The organism is Nocardiopsis sp. iso_237 (assembly GCF_056173345.1).
This window is the reverse complement of sequence record NZ_CM149669.1, coordinates 1-20,999: the sequence shown is the minus strand read 5'-3', so window position 1 is coordinate 20,999 and position 20,999 is coordinate 1. Positions and strand designations below refer to the sequence as shown.

Sequence of the window (20,999 nt, the reverse complement as noted above, 5' to 3'; positions counted from 1 at the left end):
GTACCCGCTCGGGCCCGTCACCTCGACGAACGGGGGCGGCCCCGGTGCCGGGGCCGCCCCCGTGGGGAAGTCCCGGGATCAGGTCCCGACCGTGGTCCGGGCGTCGTCGGCGCGGCGCAGACCCAGGCGGCCGCGGGTGGCCAGGGCCAGGATCACGGCGACGGTCAGGACGGCCGAGACCTCGAACACCCCGGCGGGGTCGCCCACGAGCACGCCCTTCAGCCCGGCGACGACGTTGACGGCGGCGTGGGCGACCACGGCGGCGAGGACCCCGCCCCGCGCCGAGTTGAAGACGTGGCCCATGACGACGGTGAGCCCCACGCAGAGCAGGGCGTAGGCGGGGAAGCTCACCTCGGACTGGATGGTGCCCGCCATGTCGAAGAGCGGGGCGTGCCACACGGCCCAGACGGCGCCGAGGGTCAGGTTGGCGGCCAACGGGGGGAGCGCGCCCTGGAGGCGGGGCAGCGCGAACCCGCGCCAGCCCAGCTCCTCGTTGCCGCCGCCGACCAGCGCGATGAGCAGGAACTGGACCGGCACGCCCAGGAGCGCGGCCCTCAGCGCCTGCTCCTCGACGGCGGCCGTCCCCAGGTAGACGGGCAGGGCGGCCGATCCGGCGATGGCCAGGACGACCAGCGCGGCGAGGGCGTAGGGCCGGAGGCCTCCCCTGCGGCCGAGGGAGTGGCGCCGGAAGAGGGCGCCGACCCCGGAGCGGCCCTGGGTGAGGGCGGTGACCAGGATCGCGGCCACCATCGGGCCGAAGCCGCCGACGAGGACGGCCGGGGTGGGGTCGCCGCCGTCGAGGAGCCGGGGGCCGAGCCACCAGGCGGTCCAGGAGAAGGCGAAGGCGACGACCAGGAAGGCGGCGAGGCCGCGCGGGTCGACGGCGGTGGTCCGCGAGGGGTCGGGGGCGGTGACGGGGACGGAGGTGTTCGGACGTGTGGAGGGGGTCTCGGTTGCCATGCGGAGAAACATACACCGTTGGATGGAATCCGACAACGTATGATTGCTTGTATGCTGTTGGACATGGATGAACAAGGCCCCGACCAGCGGATCGACAGCGTCTTCCACCGCCCCCAACGGCGCCGACGTTCACAGCCCGCACTCAGCAGGGAACGGATCGTCACAGCGACCATCACACTGCTCGACCGGGAGGGCGCCTCCGCGCTGACCATGCGCAAGGTGGCCGCCGAGCTCGGAGTGCACGCGACCAGCCTCTACTGGTACGTGGAGCGCCGCGAGGACCTCGTGGACCTGGCCGTGGACGAGGTCCTGGCCGAGGCCGCCACCGGTCTGCCCGCCGCCGACCTGCCCTGGGACACCGCGCTCAAGGAGACGGCCCGCCGGTTCTACACGGCGCTGACCGCCCACACCTGGGCCGCGGAGTTCGCGGGTTCACGCCCCCTCGTCGGCCCGAACGCGGTCGCCCTGTCGAGGCGGATCATCGAGGCGCTGGGGCGGCTCGGCGGCGGGGAGGAGCGCCAGGCCGTGGCCATCCGCGCGGTGTCCAACCAGATCCTCGGCGCGGCCACCTCGGCCGTCGCCATGAGCGTGACCCGGGCCGACCGTACCGAGGAACACGAGGGCGCCGTCGCGACGGCTGTGTCGGAGCCGGGCGCCCTGGCCGTGGAGAACACCTACTTCGACCAGGCGCTGGACCTCGTCGTCCGGGGCATCAGGGCCGGTCACGAGGGCTGACCGGTGCGGGGCGCCAGACATCAGACGCCGGGAACGGCGGAGGCCCCGCTCCCTCCAAGGGGAACGGGGCCTCCGGGTGCGGCTCAGGTCAGCCGGTGTAGTTGGGGTCCTGCTCGATCGGGGTGACCGGGCCGGCCTCCGCGGGGTCCGACGGCTTCTCCGGCTCGACCGGGGCGGCCGTGGGCTCCTCGGGGGTGGGCTCCACCGGGGCGTCCGTGGGCTCCTCGACGGAGGGGTCCTCCGGGGAGACCGGGCCCGGAACCTCCGACGGGGCCTCGGCGACGGGGAGTGCCGGGGAGTCGTCCGACGCGAACGCCGGGGCGGTGCCGAAGAAGGCGGCCGCCATCGCGGCGACGATGAGCACTCGGGACTTCACGCGCATGGTTGACCTCTTGTCGTGTGTTCGGGTGTCCGCTCGGTGAGCGGTCATTCGTTGATCTCGACCGGGGTGCCGATCGGCAGGCGTTCGGCCATCCAGGTGACGTCGTCGTTGGACACCCGGATGCAGCCGTGGCTGACCTCGCCGCCCAGACCCGACTCGTCGTCGGTGCCGTGCAGCCCCAGCTGGCCGGGACCGCCCGCGAAGCTCTCCAGGGTGTCGGAGTGCCCGCTGAGGCCGAAGGCGAAGGCCCCGTACTCGCCGCCGGGGTCCGAGGGCTTGAGCAGCTCGGTGAAGTAGTACTCACCGGGCGGCGTCGGGGTGTCGCCCGTACCGATACCGATCTGGCCGGTCAGGACCTCCTCCTCGCCCTCGGTGACCGTGAAGGAGAACTCCGACATGTCGACCACCACGCGGTACGCGGTGACGGTGATCTCGACGTCGTCGGCCTCGATCCAGCCCGTGGATCCGTTGGGCCGCACCGGCAGGAGCACCTCCAGCCAGTCGCCCCGGGCCTCCTGGACCAGGAAGGCCCGGTCCGCGCCGAAGTCGTTCGGGCTGGCGAGGGTGTGCACGACCTCGCCGCCGTCCGGCTCGGAACGGACCTCGATCTCGTCCGTGAGGGCCGTCGCGATCCGGGCGCCCTCGGGTTCCGTCCGCTCCTCGGTCCGTACCGACGCCTCGGAGGTCTCCTCCGGCGGCTCCGACGACGAGCAGGCGGGCACGACGGCCAGTACGGCGACGGCGGCCAGAACGGGAAGTCTCCCGACGGTTCCACCGGGTGTCAGGGATCGGCGCATGGGGTCCATCCGGTCGAGGGAGTCCGGCGGGTCTCTCCGCGCCGGACACCATGAAGAGTGGTCGAGGAATGTGAAGAACCCGTGTGGCCGCCGTGTGCGTCCCATGTGGTGACCTGCGGCGTCCCCCGACGCCCCCGTCGGCCCAGCTGGCGGCGGTCGTACGATCATCGGTGCCGGGGGACCCGTCCCCGGTCGGCGAACGGAGGCCCTCACGTGTGCGCGCATGTCCTGGTGGCCGAGGACGACGTGAACCAGGCCGAACTGATCCGGCGATACCTGGAGCACGAGGGCCACACCGTCCGTGTGGTCCACAACGGCCGGTCCGTGCTGGAGGAACACCACCGCGACCGCCCCGACCTGATCGTGATGGACGTGATGATGCCGGTGATGAGCGGGTTGGAGGCGTGCCGGGTGCTGCGGGCCGAGTCCGACGTGGCGGTGCTGCTGCTCACCGCCCGGTCCACCGAGGAGGACCTGCTCACCGGCCTGGACCTGGGCGCGGACGACTACGTCACCAAGCCCTACAGTCCGCGCGAGCTCATGGCGCGGGTACGCACGCTGCTGCGCCGCTCCCGCACCCCGGTGCGGGACGAGGAGCGCGTGCTGGAGGCGGGCCCGATCATCGTGGACCCGGCCCGGCACACGGTGCGGGTCGACGGGGAACCGGTGCGGTGCACCCCCGTGGAGTTCCAGTTGCTCCAGGCCCTGGCGGTCCGTCCGGGCCGTGTGCTGAGCCGGGCCCAGCTGCTGGAACTCATCCACGGGATCAGCGGCTACATCACCAGGCGCACCATCGACGTCCATGTGAAGAACCTGCGCCGCAAGATCGAGCCCGACCCCCGGAAACCGGTCCGGCTGGTCACCGTCTACGGCGTCGGCTACAAGCTCGCGGTGCCCGAACGTGTCCGCTGACCGGCCGCGCGGCGGAGAACGGTGGGCCTCCCTGCGGCACGGACTCCTGTTCCGTCTGCTGGCGGGTTCGGTCCTGGTGGCGGTCTGCTCGATCACCGCGACGGCCTGGCTGTCGGTGCAGCGGACCTCGGAGTCCATCACCACCCAGCAGGGGGAGACCCTGACGGTGGACACCCACATCCACGACACCCTCGTCGGGTACGCGGCGGCCCACAGTGACTGGGCCGGAGTGGCGGAGACCGTCGACGACCTGGCGGAGGAGACCGGCCGCCGGGTCGTCCTCACCACCGAGGGCCGGGCGGTGATCGCGGACTCCGCCTCACCGGCCCAGGGAGCGGGGGACGCCCCTCCGCCGCCCACCCGGACCTCGTCGGTGGTGGACCCGCTGGCCGTCGACGTGACCCTGGTCGCCGGCAACGGGGACCGCATCGACCCGCGCGCGGTGGGCCCGTTCGCCCTGACGGAGGAGGAGCGCGAGACGCTGCGCGACCAGGCGGAACAGGGGGTCTCCTGCCTGGAGTCGCTCTACGGCCTCCCCGCCGAGGTGGTGACCGGATCGAGCGGGCGACCCGCGGTCGAGGCCGAGGGCGGGGACGCCTACACGTGGGCCGACTGCGGGCTGGACGCGCTGGACCAGCCGGTCGGCGGTGAAGAGGAGGCGCTGGCCGACCTCAACGCGCGGGCCTCGGACTGCGGCGACCCCGAGGCGAACCTCGAGTACGCGATGGACGGCCGCACCGGGGGCCTCGTGATCACGGGGAGTCCGACCGCCCCGGGGCCGGTCCCGGACGACGCCCGTCCACCGGCCGCCCCCGAGGACCCGGCCGCTCCCGTCCCGACCGCTCCCGAGGAGCCCGTCGATCCCCTACCCGAACCGGAGTTCCCGTCCGAGAGTGAGGAACCCTCCGCTCCGCCGGACCCGGGGCCCCTCGTGCCGGGCGAGGCGCCGACCGAGGTCCCGCAGGTGTGGCCGTCACCCGGTGAGGTCGATCCCGCTCCCGGCGCGGAGAGCCTGACGTGGTCCAGGGTCGAACTGGGACCGGAGGAGGCCGCCTGCCTGGACGCCGCCCGACGGGCCCAGCTCGACCCCCATGTGGCGCCCGCCGCGCTGCTGTTCATCGACGACCCTGCGGAGAGCCCTGAGGCGGGGCTGTCACTGTCCCGCGAGGGCGCCCTGCGCCTGGGTGGCGTGGTGCTGCTGATCCTGGTGTTGACCGTGGTGGTGAGCACGACCATCGCGACCCGGCTGCTGCGCCCGGTGCGCGCGCTCACCGACGCTGTGAACCACATGAGGGAGGGCGGAGGGCCCACCACCCGGGTGGAGGTCCGCGACGCCGGGGAGATCGGCCGCCTCGCGGAGGCGTTCAACGAGATGTCCGAGCACCTGGAGCGGGCCGAGGACCAGCGCAAGGCGATGGTGAGCGACGTGTCGCACGAGCTGCGGACGCCGCTGAGCAACCTGCGCGGCTGGTTGGAGGCCGTCCAGGACGGGGTGGTCGATCCCGACCCGGACCGCATGGAGATGCTGCTCGGGGAGACCCTGCTGCTCCAGGCGGTCATCGACGACCTCCAGGACCTCGCCCTGGCCGACGCCGGTCGGCTGCGCCTGTCCCCGGAACCGGTGGACGCCGCCCTCCTCGTCGCCCGGGTGGTCGCGGGCCACGAGCTGCGCGCGGAGGAGGCCGGGGTCCGCCTCGTCGACGAGTCGCGCGACGTGACCCTCGTCGCGGACCGCACCCGGATGCTCCAGGTGCTGGGCAACCTGGTCGGCAACGCGCTGCGGCACACCCCGGAGGGAGGGACCGTCACCGTGCAGGCGTACCGGGCGGGCCCGGACGCTGTGATCCGGGTGGTCGACACCGGGGTCGGCATCGCTGCGGAGGACCTGCCGCACGTCTTCGACCGGTTCTGGCGGGCGGACCGGTCGCGCAACCGGCGTACCGGAGGCAGCGGCCTCGGGCTGGCCATCGTGCGCGGACTCGTGGAGCTGCACGGCGGTTCGGTGACGGCGGACAGCACGGTCGGGGAGGGGACGGCCTTCACCCTCCGGATGCCCCTGGCGGGTCCCGCCGCCGGGTAGGCACAAGTCGACATGGCGACTCGGCGCGGTGTCGACAAGGAGCCCTGTCGACCCCCCTCAGTCCGTGTGTCCGCGCGCACCCGACCTGGTCAGGACCACGGCGATGACCAGGGCGACGGCCAGCAGGCCGACGCCGACGAGGAGGGCGACCGCGTAGCCGTGGGTGAGCGAGGCCCGAGGCTCCGAGCAGGAGCCCCAGGATCAGGATCGTCCTCGGACTCACCCGGGTCATGATCCGGCCCGTTCCCAGGGAGCCGAAGAGGATGCCGATACCGCTGGGAACGAACGCCAGCCCGGTCATCAGCCGGGAGTACCCCCGCACGACCTGGAGGTAGTAGGTCAGGAACAGGAAGAACGCCAGGAGGGCGTACCAACGATCAGCGAGGAGGGTGCCGGATCAGGCGCACCGCTGGATGGAACTGTTGGTGTTCCGCCAGAACACCTGCTTCCGGTCGATGGACCGACCGGCCGAGCTGTCAAAGGCCTCCAGGACGAACTGGAAGCAGTTGCCCTCCCTGAGGTTGTACCGGGACCCGGTCGCCGCCCGGACGGTGGTGCAGTCGCCCGTTCCGACGGCCTGCGCCTTGTACTTGTACTTGTTCTGCGTCCAGTCGGTGACGTAGAGGATGACCCGGGCGCCGTCCTTCTTCGTGTCGCAGACCTTGGCGATGTCTCCGTTCGGCCAGAACTGCAGCCACCCGCCATTGATCGTCGTCCGGTGGTAGATGTTGTCCCCCGCATGCGCCGGCGCCGCCAGAGACAGGCCCATGACCAGGGCCGCCAATCCTGCGACCACCGCTTTCGCGAGATGCTTCACTGTCGCCGTCTTTCCCGCCCATAGAGGGCGCGTGAGGGGAGTGCCCTGGAGGAAACGCCTTGTCACACAGCACCTCCGACGGGCGCGGAAAAGCAGGGCACCACGGAACGAGTGGTCAGCGACCCCGGGGTGTCCGGTTGCGGCCGCCCCTCCCTCCCGAAGCACAGAATCCGTTATAACACCAGGAATCCACAGTGTCCATATATTAAAGATTCCAGGCACACCTTTGGCGCCCATACCGCAAATGACCAGGGATAATTACTGGAAACGGCGGAACATTGAAGTCGAACAGGAACTGCGACACTTCCTCCAACCACGGGATTCGTCACCGCGCGCCCGAACAAAGGCATGGATGGTCGAAGGCGCATCCTCCGCAATGCGTTTTTCGCCATTATTCGAGGTCCTACGGGTGGTGCAATACCCGGAGCACGTCCTTTCGGGTGACCGCCGGAGCGGCAGGGGAGGGTCCTCGTCGGTCGGCCTCCCGGACCCCGGGGGCGCTCATCGATCGCCTGCGCCATGTTCTCCACGCCCTCCGGGGCGATCGCGGCGTCGAAACTCCGCCCAGGCGGATCACGGCGACTGCCCGGTGGGTGGCGGCCGCTGACGCGGAGCCGCCGGTGTCGACACCCGTGTAGATCGACATGGCGCCGGATCCGCATGTCGACAAGGCAACCGGCGTGCGCGCCGCCCGGGGGCAGGGCGCCGTCCGGCCCCAAGCGCTTCCTGTCCGTTCCGCCGAGTGACTCCGGGTGCCGCGCCTCACCGCACGGTCACAGAGCCAGAGCGCGGTCGGGAACGGGTCTGCCGCACTTCACCGCGCGGGGGCTCCGAGGTCGGTCACGGACGAACTGATGCGGCACACACGGACCGGATGGGTAGGTGCGTCAGCCGACAGGGCCAGCGACAGTTTCTCTTCCATGGCGCGGTCGGGGCGGTACGACAACAGGAAGACCGTGGGGTTCCACGGTCAGATGACGGTCACAACAGGAAGAGCCCTGCTCTCCGAGTGGAGAAGCAAGGCTCTGACCGGGTGAAACTGGGTGGGCGTACCAGGACTTGAACCTGGGGCCTCATCCTTATCAGGGATGCGCTCTAACCGACTGAGCTATACGCCCGCGTTCCGTCAGGAACTCTACCGCATCCGGAGGGGCGGAGCGAACCGGAATCCTCGGGGTGGGGAGGAGGTGCGCGGCCCCGCCGCGTCCCTCTTCACCTTCGATTTTAGCGGGCTTCGGGAGTGCTCGGGACGGGTCGGGCCCGGCTCCTCGGAGAGGTGCCGGGCCCGGACGGGACGGAGGACTACTCGGCCTCGGAGAGCGTGACGTCCACGCCGCCGACCAGGTCGGAGACCAGGTTGTAGAGCATCGCGCCCACCGTGGAAAGGGCGGTGATCAGCACGACGTTCAGCGCGCCGATCACACCCGTGTAGCCCAGCACACGGCCCGGGGAGAACCAGGCGGCCGGGTTGAGGCCCAGCTCGTCCTCTCCGCCGTCGCCCTCCATGAGGGCGTTGATCATGTTGGTGAGTTCGTCGAAGACACCCAGCATCGACAGGGTCGCGTAGATCACCGCGACGGCGACGAACAGGATGATGAAGCAGACGAGGGAGACCACGAAGGCGAACTTCATGACCGACCACGGCTCCACGCGGGAGACGGTCAGGTGGGCCTTGCGGCTCGCCAGGGTGGCCTTGACCGCGCTCGGCCCCGCGGGGGTGGACTCCCCCTCGGGCTCGGACGGCGACTCGGTCATCTCGGGCTCCGCGTTCGTGGCCTCCGAGGAGTCCTCAGCGGTCTCCCCCGCCGTCTCCACGTCCGCGTCACCGGCGGTGGCATCCGCGTCGGACTCGTTGCTGGGTGTGTTCCGCTGGTTCTCAGACATAGAAGCGCTACCGCTGGACTTTCGTTGAGACGGGTCGATCCGTGTGTCCCGTGGGGCCGCCGAAACGCACCCCACGGGACGTACTGGTCTTAACGCGCAGTCTAGGCGTCAGGGTTGCCTTCGCCCGCGACCTGCTCGACCGTGTCGGCGTTGGCGGCCTCGACGGCGTCCGCGACCTCCTCGGCCTCGGCCTCCTCGGCGGCCTCGGCGTTCGCGGCGACGGCCACGATCTTGTTGCCCTTGTCCAGGTTCATCAGCCGGACGCCCATGGTGGTGCGCCCGGACCGCTTCACCTCGGCGGCACCGGTGCGGATGACCCCGCCGGCGGAGGTGATCGCGAAGATCTCGTCCACCTCCGGGTCCACCATGAGGGCGCCGACCAGCTTGCCGCGGGCCTCCACGACCTTGGCCGTCAGAACGCCCTTGCCGCCTCGGTTCTGCACCGGGTACTGCTCCGAGGGGGTCCGCTTGGCGTACCCGTTCTCGGTGGTGACCAGCACGTCGGTGGAACCGTCGTCGGGGCGGATGACGTCCATGGAGAGCAGGTAGTCGCCCTCCAGGAACCGCATGCCGATCACACCGCTGGTGGCGCGGCCCATGGGCCGCAGCGACTCGTCGGAGGCCGGGAAGCGGATCGCCTGGGCGTCGCTGGAGATCAGCAGCAGGTCGTCGTCGGGGAAGACCAGGCGCGCCGCGATCAGCTCGTCCTCCTCGCGGAGGTTGATCGCGATGATGCCCGCCGCGCGCGCGGAGTCGAAGTCCTCCAGGCGCGACTTCTTCACCAGGCCCTCGCGGGTGGCCAGCACCAGGTAGGGCGCCGCCTCGTAGTCGCGCAGCGCCATGATCTGCGCGATCTCCTCACCCGGCTGGAAGGGCAGCAGGTTGGCGACGTGCTGGCCGCGCGCGTCGCGGGCGGCCTCCGGCAGCTCGTAGGCCTTCGTCCGGTACACCCGTCCCTGGTTCGTGAAGCACAGGATCCAGTGGTGGGTGGTGGTGACGAAGAAGTGCTGGACGATGTCGTCCTGCTTGAGCTGGGCACCCCGCACGCCCTTGCCGCCGCGCTTCTGCGCGCGGTAGTTGTCGATGCGGGTGCGCTTGGCGTACCCACCGCGGGAGATCGTGACGACCACGTCCTCCTCCGCGATGAAGTCCTCCATGCGCATGTCACCCTCGAACGGGATGATGTGCGTGCGCCGCTCGTCGCCGTACTTGTCGACGATCTCGCCCAGCTCCTCGCGGATGATGGTCCGCTGACGGGAGTCCGAGGCGAGGATGTCGTTGTAGTCGGTGATGAGCGCCATGAGCTCGTCGTACTCGGCGGTGAGGGCGTTGCGCTCCAGGGCCGCCAGCTTGCGCAGCTGCATGTCGAGGATCGCGCGGGCCTGGATGTCGTCGATCTCCAGCAGGCCCATCAGGCCGGTGCGCGCGTCGTCCGCCGAGGCGCTGCTCCGGATCAGGCTGATGACCTCGTCGATCCGGTCCATCGCCCGCAGGAGGGCACGCAGGATGTGCGCCCGCTCCTCGGCCTTGCGCAGCAGGTACTTCGTCCGGCGGACGATGACCTCGACCTGGTGCTTGACCCAGTGGCGGATCATCTGGTCCAGGCGCAGGGTGCGCGGCACCCCGTCGACCAGGGCCAGCATGTTCGCGCCGAAGGTCTCCTGGAGCTGGGTGTGCTTGTACAGGTTGTTCAGCACGACCTTGGCGACCGCGTCGCGCTTGAGCACGATGACCAGGCGCTGACCGGTACGGCCGCTGCTCTCGTCCCGCACGTCCGCGATGCCGGTGATCTTGCCGTCCTTGACCAGGTCGGCGATCTTCAGCGCCAGGTTGTCCGGGTTGACCTGGTAGGGCAGCTCGGTGATGACCAGGGTCTGACGCCCCCGGCCGTCCTCCTCGACCTCGACCACGGCGCGCATGGTGATGGAGCCGCGCCCGGTCCGGTAGGCCTCCTCGATCCCGCGCTTGCCCACGATGAGTCCGCGCGTGGGGAAGTCGGGGCCCTTGACCCGGGCGATGAGCTGGTCGAGCAGCTCCTCGTCCTCGGCCTCGGGGTTGTCGAGGTACCAGTTGACGCCGTCCGCGACCTCGCGCAGGTTGTGCGGCGGGATGTTGGTGGCCATGCCGACCGCGATGCCCGAGGAGCCGTTGACCAGCAGGTTCGGGAAGCGGGCGGGCAGCACGACGGGCTCGGAGGAGCGGCCGTCGTAGTTGGGCCGGAAGTCGACGGTCTCCTTGTCGATGTCCCGGAGCATCTCCATGGCCAGCGGCGCGAGCTTGCACTCGGTGTAGCGCATGGCGGCCGCCGGGTCGTTGCCCGGCGAGCCGAAGTTGCCGTTCGGGTCGACCAGCGGCATCCGCATCGACCACCACTGGGCCAGGCGGACCAGGGTGTCGTAGATGGCGCTGTCACCGTGCGGGTGGTAGTTGCCCATCACGTCACCGACGACGCGGGCGCACTTGAAGTAACCGCGGTCGGGACGGTAGCCGCCGTCGTACATCGCGTACAGCACGCGCTGGTGGACCGGCTTGAGCCCGTCACGGACGTCGGGGAGGGCCCGGCCGACGATGACCGACATCGCGTAGTCGAGGTAGCTGCGCTGCATCTCGACCTGGATGTCGACGGGCTCGATCCGGTCGGTCACGCGCGAGAGGGACTCGACAGTGGAGTCCCCGCCCTCAGGGGCGTCGGGGTTGTTCGCATCCGTCACGGATGTCGATCCCTTCTACGAGGCTTGCTTGGGGCACGGGTGGGAACGGGGGACCTAGATGTCCAGGAAGCGGACGTCCTTGGCGTTGCGCTGGATGAAGGCGCGCCGCGACTCGACGTCCTCACCCATGAGCACGCTGAACATCTCGTCGGCCTGGGCCGCGTCCTCCAGGTTGACCTGGTCGAGCACGCGGCGGTCCGGGTCCATCGTGGTGTCCCACAGCTCGTTGGCGTTCATCTCGCCCAGACCCTTGAAGCGCTGCACCATGTCGCGCGGGCGCGGGTCCCTCTTGCCCTCGGCGATCCCGGCCTCGATGACCCGGTCGCGCTCGGCGTCGGAGAAGGCGTAGCTGGCGTCGCTGCCCTTCTGGTCCCACTTGATCTTGTAGAGCGGCGGACGGGCCAGGTAGACGTTCCCGGCCTCGACCAGCGGCTTCATGAAGCGGAACAGCAGGGTGAGCAGCAGCGTCCGGATGTGCTGGCCGTCGACGTCGGCGTCGGCCATCAGGATGATCTTGTGGTACCGCAGCTTCTCGGCGTCGAACTCCTCGTGGATACCGGTGCCCAGGGCGGTGATGATCGCCTGGACCTCGTTGTTCTTGAGGATGCGGTCGATCCGCGACTTCTCGACGTTCAGGATCTTGCCGCGGATGGGCAGGATGGCCTGGTTGTGCGGGTTGCGACCACCCTTGGCGGAGCCGCCGGCCGAGTCGCCCTCGACGATGTAGACCTCGCACTCCTCCGGGTTGGTGGACTGGCAGTCCGACAGCTTGCCCGGGAGGGAGGTGGTCTCGAGGAGGGTCTTGCGGCGGGTCAGGTCGCGGGCCTGGCGGGCGGCCACACGGGCGCGGGCGGCCTGGCTGGCCTTGGACACGATGTCCTTGGCCTCGCCGGGGTTGCGCTCGAACCAGTCGCGCAGGTGCTCGTTGGTGACCTTCTGGACGAAGGACTTGGCCTCGGTGTTGCCGAGCTTCGTCTTGGTCTGGCCCTCGAACTGGGGGTCCGCGAGCTTGACCGAGATGATCGCGGTCAGGCCCTCACGGATGTCGTCGCCGGTGAGGTTGTCCTCCTTGTCGCGCAGCAGCTTCTGGTCCCGGGCGTACCGGTTGACCAGAGTGGTGAGCGCGGAGCGGAAACCCTCCTCGTGCGTGCCGCCCTCCGCCGTGTTGATGGTGTTGGCGAAGGTGTGCACCGACGAGGTGTAGGACTGGTTCCACTGCATGGCGATCTCGACCGCGATGCCGTCGCCGTCCTCCTCGAAGGAGATGATCGACGCGTGCGCCGGCTCCTTCTTGGCGTTGATGTGCCGGACGTAGTCCGACAGCCCCTCCTCGTAGTGGAAGGTGTTGACCACGGGACCGTCGTCGGTGTGGTCGGGCCGCTCGTCGCGGATGGTGATGGACAGCCCCTTGTTGAGGAAGGCCATCTCCTGCATCCGGCGGGCCAGCGTCTCGAACGAGTACGTGGTGGTCTCGAAGATGTCGCCGTCGGCCCAGAAGGTGATCTCGGTGCCGGTCTCGTCGGTCTCCTCGGCCTTCACGAGCTCACCCGTGGGGGCGGTCATCTCGTAGTGCTGGCGCCAGACGTGCCCCTGCTGTCGGATCTCCACGTCCAGTGCCGTGGACAGCGCGTTGACGACGGAGATGCCGACGCCGTGCAGACCGCCGGAGACCGCGTAGGACTTGCCGTCGAACTTTCCGCCCGCGTGCAGCGTCGTGAGGACGACCTCGACCGCGGGACGCTGCTCGACGGGGTGGATACCGACCGGGATACCCCGGCCGTTGTCGGCCACCCTGATCCCGCCGTCGGCGAGCAGGGTCACCTCGATGGCGTCGGCGTGACCCGCCAGCGCCTCGTCGACCGAGTTGTCGACCACCTCGTAGACCAGGTGATGCAGACCCCGCTCACCGGTGGAGCCGATGTACATACCCGGGCGCTTGCGTACTGCCTCGAGCCCTTCGAGAACCGTGATTGATCCTGCGTCGTAGGCCAAGTGGGAACACCCTCCTGCTGGGGACGCCTGTCGGCAGCGGCCGAGCGGACGACGGTCAACCCACGACAGGGTGATCGGAGGGCCGACTTGCCGCGACACCTGGGGGATCACCGTTCGCCGCACGGGCCGTCCGCCCACCCTCTACATGGGAGCGTGATACCGGCTACAGGCGTCTGAAGAACCGTCTCCATGATACCCCGCCCGGTGCGACAAAGTGGCATTCGCGGCCCTGTGCCGCTCCAGAACGAACGTTCGGGGCGGGAGCCGAGTCCCTACACGCGGGAGCCCCCTTGCGCAAGTCCCGGCGCGGTTCAGTGGCCTTCGCAGGGCCACCGCACCCCCTCGGTGCCATGTCACGGAAGGAGAGGGGTCCAGCGATCGGGGGGCACGTCCCGGAACGGCGCCCAAAGGGGCGCGCGGGACCCCAGGTCACAGACGTGCCGGGGCGACACGGGGCAATCCGGGCGGGGTCACCGGCGGCGGAAGCCCGGCCCCTTCACCTTGATCGCGATGACGGTGCCGTCACCGAGCTCCTCGTTGAGACGGCGCATCAGATCTCGAACCATCGCTCGCGCGTGGGCCGCCATCGTCGGTGAATCAGCCACCACGACGAGTTCGCCCTCCGAATAACTCTCCGGACGCAGGTGCTCGGCGTTGAAATCACCGACGATGTCCGCCCACCGGCCGAACACACCGCCGATCGCCACCTGCTCCTGCCAGCCGTGCTCGATCAGCCAGGTGCGCACCGCGTCTCCGAACAGCTGCGGTTCGTTCCGTGACCGCAACCGGCCACGCGCGCGCTTCCGGTTCATGCCCCGGGGGACGGCGCCGCGCTCACGCGCCTCCGCCCGGGCCCGGGCCAGCGCCTGGCGTGCCAGGTCCGCGCCGGAGGCCGGGGGAGCCTCCGGGGCGTGCGGCGCCTGCGGTGCGGCCGGGCCGCCGCTGTCCACAGGCTGTGGACGGACCGCTTCGGCGGGGACACCCGCGGCGTCGCGGCCGACACCGGGATCCACAGGCTGTGGACGACCCTCACGCATCCTCGACCACCCCCTCACGGACCCCGAACCGCGCACCGTCCAGTTCCTTCGGGATGTCCTCCGCGACCGCCGCCGTCACCAGCACCTGCTCGGTGTCGCGCACCCGCTCGGTCAGCCTGCGGCGGCGCTCGGAGTCCAGCTCCGCGAAGACGTCGTCCAGGATCAGGACCGGGTCGTCGCCCTCGGCCCGCAGCAGCTCGAACGCGGCCAGCTTGAGCGAGAGGGCGTACGACCACGACTCGCCCTGGCTGGCGTAGCCCTTCGCGGGCAGGTCACCGAGCTGGAGGTGCAGGTCGTCGCGGTGCGGTCCGACCAGGCTGACGCCCCGTTGGAGCTCCCGGTCGCGCGCCCCGGCCATCGCCTCGCGCAGGACCTCCACGAGCCGGGGACGGTCGTGCGGAAGCTCGGCCCCCTCCTCGACGGAGGAGCTCCGGTAGGTCGGCACGGCGGGGCCCCCGGACTCGGTCAGCCCCGCGTAGGAGTGCGCGATCAGCGGGCGCAGCTCCTCCACCAGGGCCAACCGCGCCGCCAGGAGCTCCGCCCCGGTCTCGGCCAGGTGGGAGTCCCAGACCTCCAGCGTGCTCAGGTCCGGGGTGGCCCGCTGGCGCATCCGCGCCGAGGCCGACTTCAACAGGGCGTTGCGCTGCTTGAGCACCCGCTCGTAGTCGGAGCGCACCCCCGCCATCCGGGGCGCGCGCGCCACCAGGAGGTCGTCGAGGAACCGGCGCCGTTCCCCCGGGTCGCCCTTGACCAGGGCCAGGTCCTCGGGGGCGAACAGCACCGTCCGCAGGATGCCCAGCACGTCGCGGGGGCGCCCGGCCGCGCCGCGGTTCACCCTGGCGCGGTTGGCGCGGCCCGGGTTGATCTCCAGGTCCACCAGCATGTCGCGGCCGTCACGGACGACCTTGGCGCTGACGATCGCGCGCGGAGCACCCTGGCGCACCAGCGGGGTGTCCGAGGAGACCCGGTGGCTGCTGAGGCTGGCGACGTACCCGATCGCCTCGACGAGGTTGGTCTTGCCCTGGCCGTTGGAGCCGACGAACACGCTCACGCCGGGTTCGAGTCGCAACTGGGCCGTCTCGTAGGAGCGGAAATCGGCCAGTTGCAGGTGGGAGACGTACATCCGGCCTTCCTCCTGGAACGGGGGAGCGGGAACGGTGGGGAGGGGCGGCGGGGAACGGTGCCGGGGTCGGTCCGGGGATCCCGGACCGACCCCGGGGGAGGAGCGGGCGCGGTCAGCCCTGCTCGGCGTCCCTGGGCTCGGCCTTGGTGACGGCGTGGCCGCCGAACTGGTTGCGCAGGGCGGCGACGACCTTCATGGCCTCGCTGTCGTCCTGGCGGGAGGCGAACCGCGCGAAGAGCGAGGCGGTGATCGCCGGGGCGGGGACCGCGAGGTCCACGGCGGCCTGTACGGTCCACCGGCCCTCGCCGGAGTCCTGCACGTATCCGCGCAGCTCGGACAGGTCCGGGTCCTCCTCCAGGGCGCGTCCCAGCAGGTCCAGCAGCCAGGAGCGCACGACGGTGCCCTCGCGCCAGCTCTCGAAGGTGCCGGGGACGTCCTTGACGATCCCGGAGGCCACCATCAGCTCGTAGCCCTCCGCGAAGGACTGCATCATGCCGTACTCGATGCCGTTGTGGACCATCTTCACGAAGTGGCCAGCGCCGACCGCTCCGGCGTGCACGAAGCCGCCGCCGTCGTCGGGGGTCAGGGAGTCGAAGACGGGGCGCAGGCGCTCCACGTCCTCGGCCCGGCCGCCGACCATGATCCCGTAGCCGTTCTGCCGACCCCACACGCCGCCGCTCACACCGGCGTCCACGTAGCCGACGCCCTTCGCGGCCAGCGCCTCGGCGCGCGGCGCGTCGTCGACGTAGTGGGTGTTGCCGCCCTCGACGACGATGTCGCCCTCGGAGAGGAGGTCACCCAGCTCGGAGACGATCGCGGCCGTCGGGTCGCCGGACGGGACCATCACCCAGACCACGCGGGGGGCTTCGAGGCGGTCGACCAGTTCCGACAGGGTCTCGACGTCGCGGGCGCCGGGGGAGACGTCGTAGCCGACGACGTCGTGCCCCTTCTCACGCAGGCGGGCGGCCATGTTGCCGCCCATCTTGCCGAGACCGATCATTCCGAGTTGCATGTGTACTCCCCTGGGGCACCTGTGGACATGTGGAAGCCGACCGGCCCGTGGCGCTGTGCACGGGCCGGGCGGCGGACGCTCGTCGGTGGAACGGGCGTTCCGGTCAGCCGGAGAGGCGGACCGGCATGATCAGGTAGCGGTACTCGGGGGAAGCACCCTCCTCAGCGGGCTTCCCGGTGAGGATCGCGGGCTTGGTCGAGGTGGTGAAGTGCAGGCGGGCCACGTCGGTGCCGATGGCGCCCAGCCCGTCCAGCAGGAACCCGGAGTTGAAGGCGATCTGGATGTCCTCGCCGTCCAGGTCCGCCTCCAGGGTCTCCACGGCCTGCGCGTCCTCGCCGGTGCCCGCCTCCAGGACCAGTGCGCCCTGGGAGAAGGCCAGGCGCAGCGGGGTGTTGCGCTCAGCGACCAGGGAGACGCGCTTGACGGCCTCGACGAACTCGGAGCGGCTGACCTCCGCGACGGTGTTGAAGGTGTCCGGCAGCAGCGCGCGGTACTTGGGGAACTCACCGTCCAGCAGGCGCGTGGTGGTGCGTCGGCCACCGCCCTCGAAGCCCATCATGCCCTCGCCGGTCTCGCTGCCCGACAGGGCGATGGAGACCTCGGCACCCGAGGTGAGCGACTTGGCGGTGTCGTGGAGGGTCTTGGCCGGAACCAGCGCGACCGCGGACAGGTCCGGGTTCTCCGGCTTCCAGTTCAGCTCACGGACGGCGAGGCGGTAGCGGTCGGTGGAGGCGAGCGTGATGGTCTCGCCCTCGATCTCGACCCGGATGCCGGTGAGCATCGGGAGCGTGTCGTCGCGGCCGGCCGCGACGGCGACCTGGCTGACGGCGGCGGCGAAGGCGTCGCTGCCGATGGTCCCGCTCACGCCGGGCATCTCCGGGAGGGACGGGTAGTCCTCGACCGGCATGGTGTTCAGGGTGAACTTCGCGCTGCCACAGCTCACGACGACCTTCGGGCCGTCCGTGGAGATCTCCACAGTCTGTGGAGGAAGGTTGCGGGTGATCTCGGCGAGGAGGCGTCCGGAGACCAGAGTCTGTCCGGGCTCCTCGATCTCGATGTCCACGGAGACCTGGGCGGAGACCTCGTAGTCGAAGCCGGACAGGCGCACGCGCTGTCGGCCGTCGATCTCGCCCGCGTCCAGCAGGATCCCGGCGAGGACCGGTACAGAGGGACGCGAGGGCAGTGTGCGCGCTGTCCAGGCGACAGCGTCGGCCAGTACGTCGCGTTCGACCCGGAACTTCACTCTCCGACTCACTTTCCGCCCGACCGGGGACCGGTCGCAGCCTCAACGTTGCAGCTCGTGGGTGTCTCGTGGATCCGCCGGGGGCGTGTCCCCAGGGTGTGGACGGTGTCCGCGACGAGGGCGGACCGTGCCGCTGGAGCGGTCTCGGGCTCCGTAGGGGTCACCGCTCAGAACCGGGCGGCGGAGGACAGGGGCGAGACCACACGTTACCCGGATTCATCCGCTGCCGCTGCCAGCTCGGGACTGACCCGCCGTCACCTCGATCTCAGGGGTTTGTCCACAGATTTTCCGCGAAGCTGTTTTGACGCCACATCTTGGTTAATGAAGGTGCGTCGTAGTAGTAGGGGCTGTGGATAATGTGGATAACCCTTGTTCTCGCAGGTCAGACTGCGAATTTTTGTCCACAGGCCCTGTGGATGACCCTGTGGGTAACTCGGGCCCGTTGTGGACAACCAGAGGGCCCCTCAGCTTGTCCACAGACCGTCCACAGGTTCGTCCACAGCTTTTCCCCAAGTTGTCCACAGTGCCCCGGGGTTCGGTGGTCCGATCATCGGTGTCGGCGTCCACAGGGCGACCCCGGGTTACCCACAGGCTCGGCGCCGTTGTCCACAGGTTGTCCACAGGGTTGTCCACAGAATTCGACCCCTCCCTGTGGATAACTCCGCCGAGAAAACCCCAAACTTTTTTTCGGAGCACGGAGCAGAGCGCGCGAACCTGGACAAAGAGTCTGTGCACAGGGTTTTCCACAGGCCCTTCGCGAATCGCGGGTCCCGTTCCTCGTCAGGGCCCCTGACCGGCGCACTCCGGCCCCGCTGTGGCCAGCGCAACAGGCTTCGGACACCCCGGAAACCAGGGGAAACGATGCGTGTCGGGTACGGACGGTGCGGCTCGGCCACGACACGGACGTACTCCTCCCCAGGGTGCGAACACGCACACAAGCCTGTGGATAACTCGGTCCGGGCGGTTCCGGGGGAGCCTCGGAGACTGTGGACAAGAGCGGAGCGGTCGCACGGGCGCCACCGGACCGGGGGCGGGCTCTCTGAGGGGTTCGGTCCGGGGACAAGTGGAGAAGTCGACACGGCGACTCGGTGACACGTCGACAGGCGGACACGTCCACCCGGCGACACGGAGAAGGCCCTGAAGAGGACTCCGGGCCACAGGGGAGGCCCCCGGGCACGACGGAGGGGGCGGGCCCGCACCGCGGCGGCCCGCCCCCTCCGATCGTTCGTTGCCCGGTGCGCCGGTCACGTCAGCGAGGGCTGGTCCTTGATCCGGCTGGTCAGCTCGTGCACCTGGTTGTAGATGGAGCGGCGCTCCGCCATCAGCGCCCGGACCTTGCGGTCGGCGTGCATGACCGTGGTGTGGTCCCGGCCGAACTGCTGCCCGATCTTGGGCAGGGAGAGGTCGGTGAGCTCACGGCACAGGTACATGGCGATCTGCCGGGCCGTCACCAGCACCCGGGACCGGGAGGTCCCGCACAGGTCCTCCAGGCTCAGCCCGAAGTAGGCCGCGGTCTGGGACATGATCGCACTGGCCGTGACCTCGGGGACCTCGGCGTTGGGGACCAGGTCCCGCAGCACCTGGCCGGTCAGGTCCAGGTCCACCGACTGCCGGTTGAGGCTGGCGAAGGCGGTCACGCGGATGAGCGCGCCCTCCAGCTCCCGGATGTTGGTGGAGATCTTGCTCGCGATGAACTCCAGGACCTCGGGCGGGGCGGCCAGGCCCTCCTGCGCGGCCTTCTTGCGCAGGATGGCGATCCGGGTCTCCAGCTCCGGCGGCTGGACGTCCGTCAGCAGGCCCCACTCGAACCGGCTCCGCATCCGGTCCTCCAGCGTGGTCAGCTGCTTGGGCGGCCGGTCGCTGGAGATGACGATCTGCTTGTCGGAGTTGTGGAGCGTGTTGAACGTGTGGAAGAACTCCTCCTGCGTCTGCTCCTTGTTCTCCAGGAACTGGATGTCGTCCACCAGGAGCACGTCGATGTCCCGGTAGCGACGGCGGAACCCGTCCGCCTTGCCGTCCCGGATCGAGTTGATGAACTCGTTGGTGAACTCCTCCGAGCTCACGTACCGCACCCGGGAACCCTCGTACAGCCGGTGCGTGTAGTGACCGATGGCGTGCAGCAGGTGGGTCTTGCCCAAGCCGGAGCCACCGTGGATGAACAGCGGGTTGTACGCCTTCGCGGGTGCCTCGGCCGCCGCGACGGAGGCCGCGTGCGCGAACCGGTTGCTGGAGCCGATGACGAAGGTGTCGAAGGTGTACTTCGGGTTCAGCCGCGCGTGCTCACCAGGGGGGATCTCCTGGGACCGCCCGGGCGGGGAGGTGGGCGCGGGTGCGGCCAGGGCCGCGGGCTCGCTCTCCTCCGCCGCCGGGGGCTCCGCCACGGGCTCGACGGGCGCGGGTGCGGCCTCGGGCTCGCTCGGGGCCGGTTCCGCGACGGGGGCCGACTTCGGGCCGGGCCTCGCGGACGGGCTCTCCCAGCGGTTGGGCTCGTCCCAGGACGCGTCGGACCAGCTCTGCTGCTGCCACAGCTGCTCCTGAGCGGGCTGCTCCCACCCGGAGGAGGCCGCCCCGGGGAACGCCCCGTGGTGCCCCTCCTGGGGCCGCGCCGGGGGATCGGGCAGCTGTTGCTGGGCGCCGTGCGCGGGGACCTCCGCGGCGGGCGGTGCCGGTACGGCCGGAGCCGGTCCCTGGGGGGCGCGGGCACCGGCGGGCGCGTGACCGTGCTGGTGGGGCGCCGGTCCGCGGTCGTCGGACCGGGGGCCCTGGACCGAGGGCGAGGGGCCGAGCAGGTCGGCCTGGGCCTCCTGGGCACGGGCGTGCCCCGGGTGCGCGCCCAGCGCCTCGGACGGGTGCGGGGCCTCCTGCCTCTGGGGCGCCTCGAAGGGGTGCGGCCCGGCGGGACGCGCGTGCTGGCCACGGGGTTCGTGGGCGGAGGGCTGGTCGGGGCGGCCGTGCGGCGGCGGCTGCTCGGGCGGCGCGGAGAGCGAGGTGTGCGCGCCCGTGTCCCTGCTCACTCCGTAGGGGGAGGGCGTCGGGGGAGGGGTGGGCACGGCGGTGGGGTCCACGGTGACCGCGACCCGGATCTCCCGTCCCAGGTGGGCGGAGAGCGCCTTGCTGATCGCCGGGTAGAGGCGTGTCTCCAGGACCTTCTTGGTGAACTCGTTGGGCGCCGCGATCAGCGCCGTGTCCTCGATCAGACCCAGCGGACGGGTCTGCGGCAGCCAGGCACGCTGGTGTGCGGGGAGGGAGTCGTGGTCGATCCCGTCCAGCACGCTCGACCAGACCATTGCGAGGTTGACCTGTGCTTCAGCCAA

At 70.4% G+C, this 20,999-nt stretch carries 15 protein-coding genes and 1 tRNA gene; 3 read left to right on the top strand and 13 right to left on the bottom strand.

Features of this window, described 5'->3' with window-relative positions; translation table 11 throughout:
• Nucleotides 1-78: 78 nt before the first annotated feature.
• Complete coding sequence (locus AC0VYM_RS00080; protein ID WP_475457567.1) at nt 79-972, bottom strand: CPBP family intramembrane glutamic endopeptidase; 894 nt, start codon at nt 970-972, stop codon at nt 79-81.
• Between the two features lie 39 nt (nt 973-1,011).
• On the opposite strand from AC0VYM_RS00080, the gene AC0VYM_RS00075 reads away from it, so the two are divergent.
• Entirely contained in the window at nt 1,012-1,695 is a 684-nt protein-coding gene (locus AC0VYM_RS00075) for a TetR/AcrR family transcriptional regulator C-terminal domain-containing protein (RefSeq protein ID WP_475457565.1), read from the top strand.
• Between the two features lie 88 nt (nt 1,696-1,783).
• Here the strand turns inward: AC0VYM_RS00075 and AC0VYM_RS00070 are convergent, their stop codons facing one another.
• Both AC0VYM_RS00070 and AC0VYM_RS00065 read right to left on the bottom strand, forming a co-directional pair.
• Nucleotides 1,784-2,077, bottom strand: a complete 294-nt coding sequence (locus tag AC0VYM_RS00070) for a hypothetical protein (RefSeq protein ID WP_475457564.1) — start codon at nt 2,075-2,077, stop codon at nt 1,784-1,786.
• Between the two features lie 44 nt (nt 2,078-2,121).
• Nucleotides 2,122-2,883: a L,D-transpeptidase family protein gene (locus AC0VYM_RS00065; RefSeq protein WP_475457562.1), complete on the bottom strand. Its 762-nt coding sequence runs from the start codon at nt 2,881-2,883 to the stop codon at nt 2,122-2,124.
• 204 nt (nt 2,884-3,087) lie between these two features.
• Here AC0VYM_RS00065 and AC0VYM_RS00060 point away from each other — a divergent pair, with 204 nt between their 5' ends.
• Together AC0VYM_RS00060 and AC0VYM_RS00055 are read left to right on the top strand one after the other, a co-directional pair.
• Nucleotides 3,088-3,786 (top strand): response regulator transcription factor, encoded by a 699-nt coding sequence (locus tag AC0VYM_RS00060; RefSeq protein ID WP_475457560.1) that lies wholly within the window; start codon nt 3,088-3,090, stop codon nt 3,784-3,786.
• On the top strand, nt 3,776-5,866 hold the full coding sequence (locus AC0VYM_RS00055) for a sensor histidine kinase (RefSeq protein ID WP_475457558.1): 2,091 nt from the start codon (nt 3,776-3,778) through the stop codon (nt 5,864-5,866). Before AC0VYM_RS00060 ends, AC0VYM_RS00055 begins: the two co-directional genes overlap by 11 nt.
• Before the next feature lie 397 nt (nt 5,867-6,263).
• On the opposite strand, the gene AC0VYM_RS00050 is transcribed toward AC0VYM_RS00055, so the two are convergent.
• The 10 genes from AC0VYM_RS00050 to dnaA form a co-directional block, all read right to left on the bottom strand.
• Nucleotides 6,264-6,683: a hypothetical protein gene (locus tag AC0VYM_RS00050; protein WP_475457556.1), complete on the bottom strand. Its 420-nt coding sequence runs from the start codon at nt 6,681-6,683 to the stop codon at nt 6,264-6,266.
• A 1,044-nt stretch (nt 6,684-7,727) separates the two neighbouring features.
• Nucleotides 7,728-7,801, bottom strand: a tRNA-Ile gene (locus tag AC0VYM_RS00045).
• A 184-nt stretch (nt 7,802-7,985) separates the two neighbouring features.
• The gene (locus AC0VYM_RS00040; RefSeq protein ID WP_475457554.1) at nt 7,986-8,567 is read right to left on the bottom strand and encodes a DUF3566 domain-containing protein; all 582 of its coding nucleotides are present in this window, start codon (nt 8,565-8,567) and stop codon (nt 7,986-7,988) included.
• 101 nt (nt 8,568-8,668) lie between these two features.
• Nucleotides 8,669-11,278: a DNA gyrase subunit A gene (gene gyrA, locus AC0VYM_RS00035; RefSeq protein ID WP_475457552.1), complete on the bottom strand. Its 2,610-nt coding sequence runs from the start codon at nt 11,276-11,278 to the stop codon at nt 8,669-8,671.
• Nucleotides 11,279-11,332: 54 nt separating this feature from the next.
• Nucleotides 11,333-13,270 (bottom strand): DNA topoisomerase (ATP-hydrolyzing) subunit B, encoded by a 1,938-nt coding sequence (gene gyrB, locus AC0VYM_RS00030; protein WP_378747065.1) that lies wholly within the window; start codon nt 13,268-13,270, stop codon nt 11,333-11,335.
• A gap of 470 nt (nt 13,271-13,740) precedes the next feature.
• A complete protein-coding gene (locus tag AC0VYM_RS00025; protein ID WP_475463300.1) occupies nt 13,741-14,220 on the bottom strand; it encodes a DciA family protein in 480 nt (159 codons plus the stop codon).
• Nucleotides 14,221-14,299: 79 nt separating this feature from the next.
• Nucleotides 14,300-15,430: a DNA replication/repair protein RecF gene (gene recF / locus AC0VYM_RS00020; protein ID WP_475457549.1), complete on the bottom strand. Its 1,131-nt coding sequence runs from the start codon at nt 15,428-15,430 to the stop codon at nt 14,300-14,302.
• Nucleotides 15,431-15,542: 112 nt separating this feature from the next.
• Nucleotides 15,543-16,442, bottom strand: coding sequence for a phosphogluconate dehydrogenase (NAD(+)-dependent, decarboxylating) (gene gnd, locus AC0VYM_RS00015; RefSeq protein ID WP_475457547.1), 900 nt, complete (start codon nt 16,440-16,442; stop codon nt 15,543-15,545).
• Between the two features lie 103 nt (nt 16,443-16,545).
• Nucleotides 16,546-17,685: a DNA polymerase III subunit beta gene (gene dnaN / locus AC0VYM_RS00010; protein WP_475457545.1), complete on the bottom strand. Its 1,140-nt coding sequence runs from the start codon at nt 17,683-17,685 to the stop codon at nt 16,546-16,548.
• 1,244 nt (nt 17,686-18,929) lie between these two features.
• Complete coding sequence (gene dnaA / locus AC0VYM_RS00005; protein WP_475463299.1) at nt 18,930-20,972, bottom strand: chromosomal replication initiator protein DnaA; 2,043 nt, start codon at nt 20,970-20,972, stop codon at nt 18,930-18,932.
• Nucleotides 20,973-20,999 lie beyond the last annotated feature (27 nt).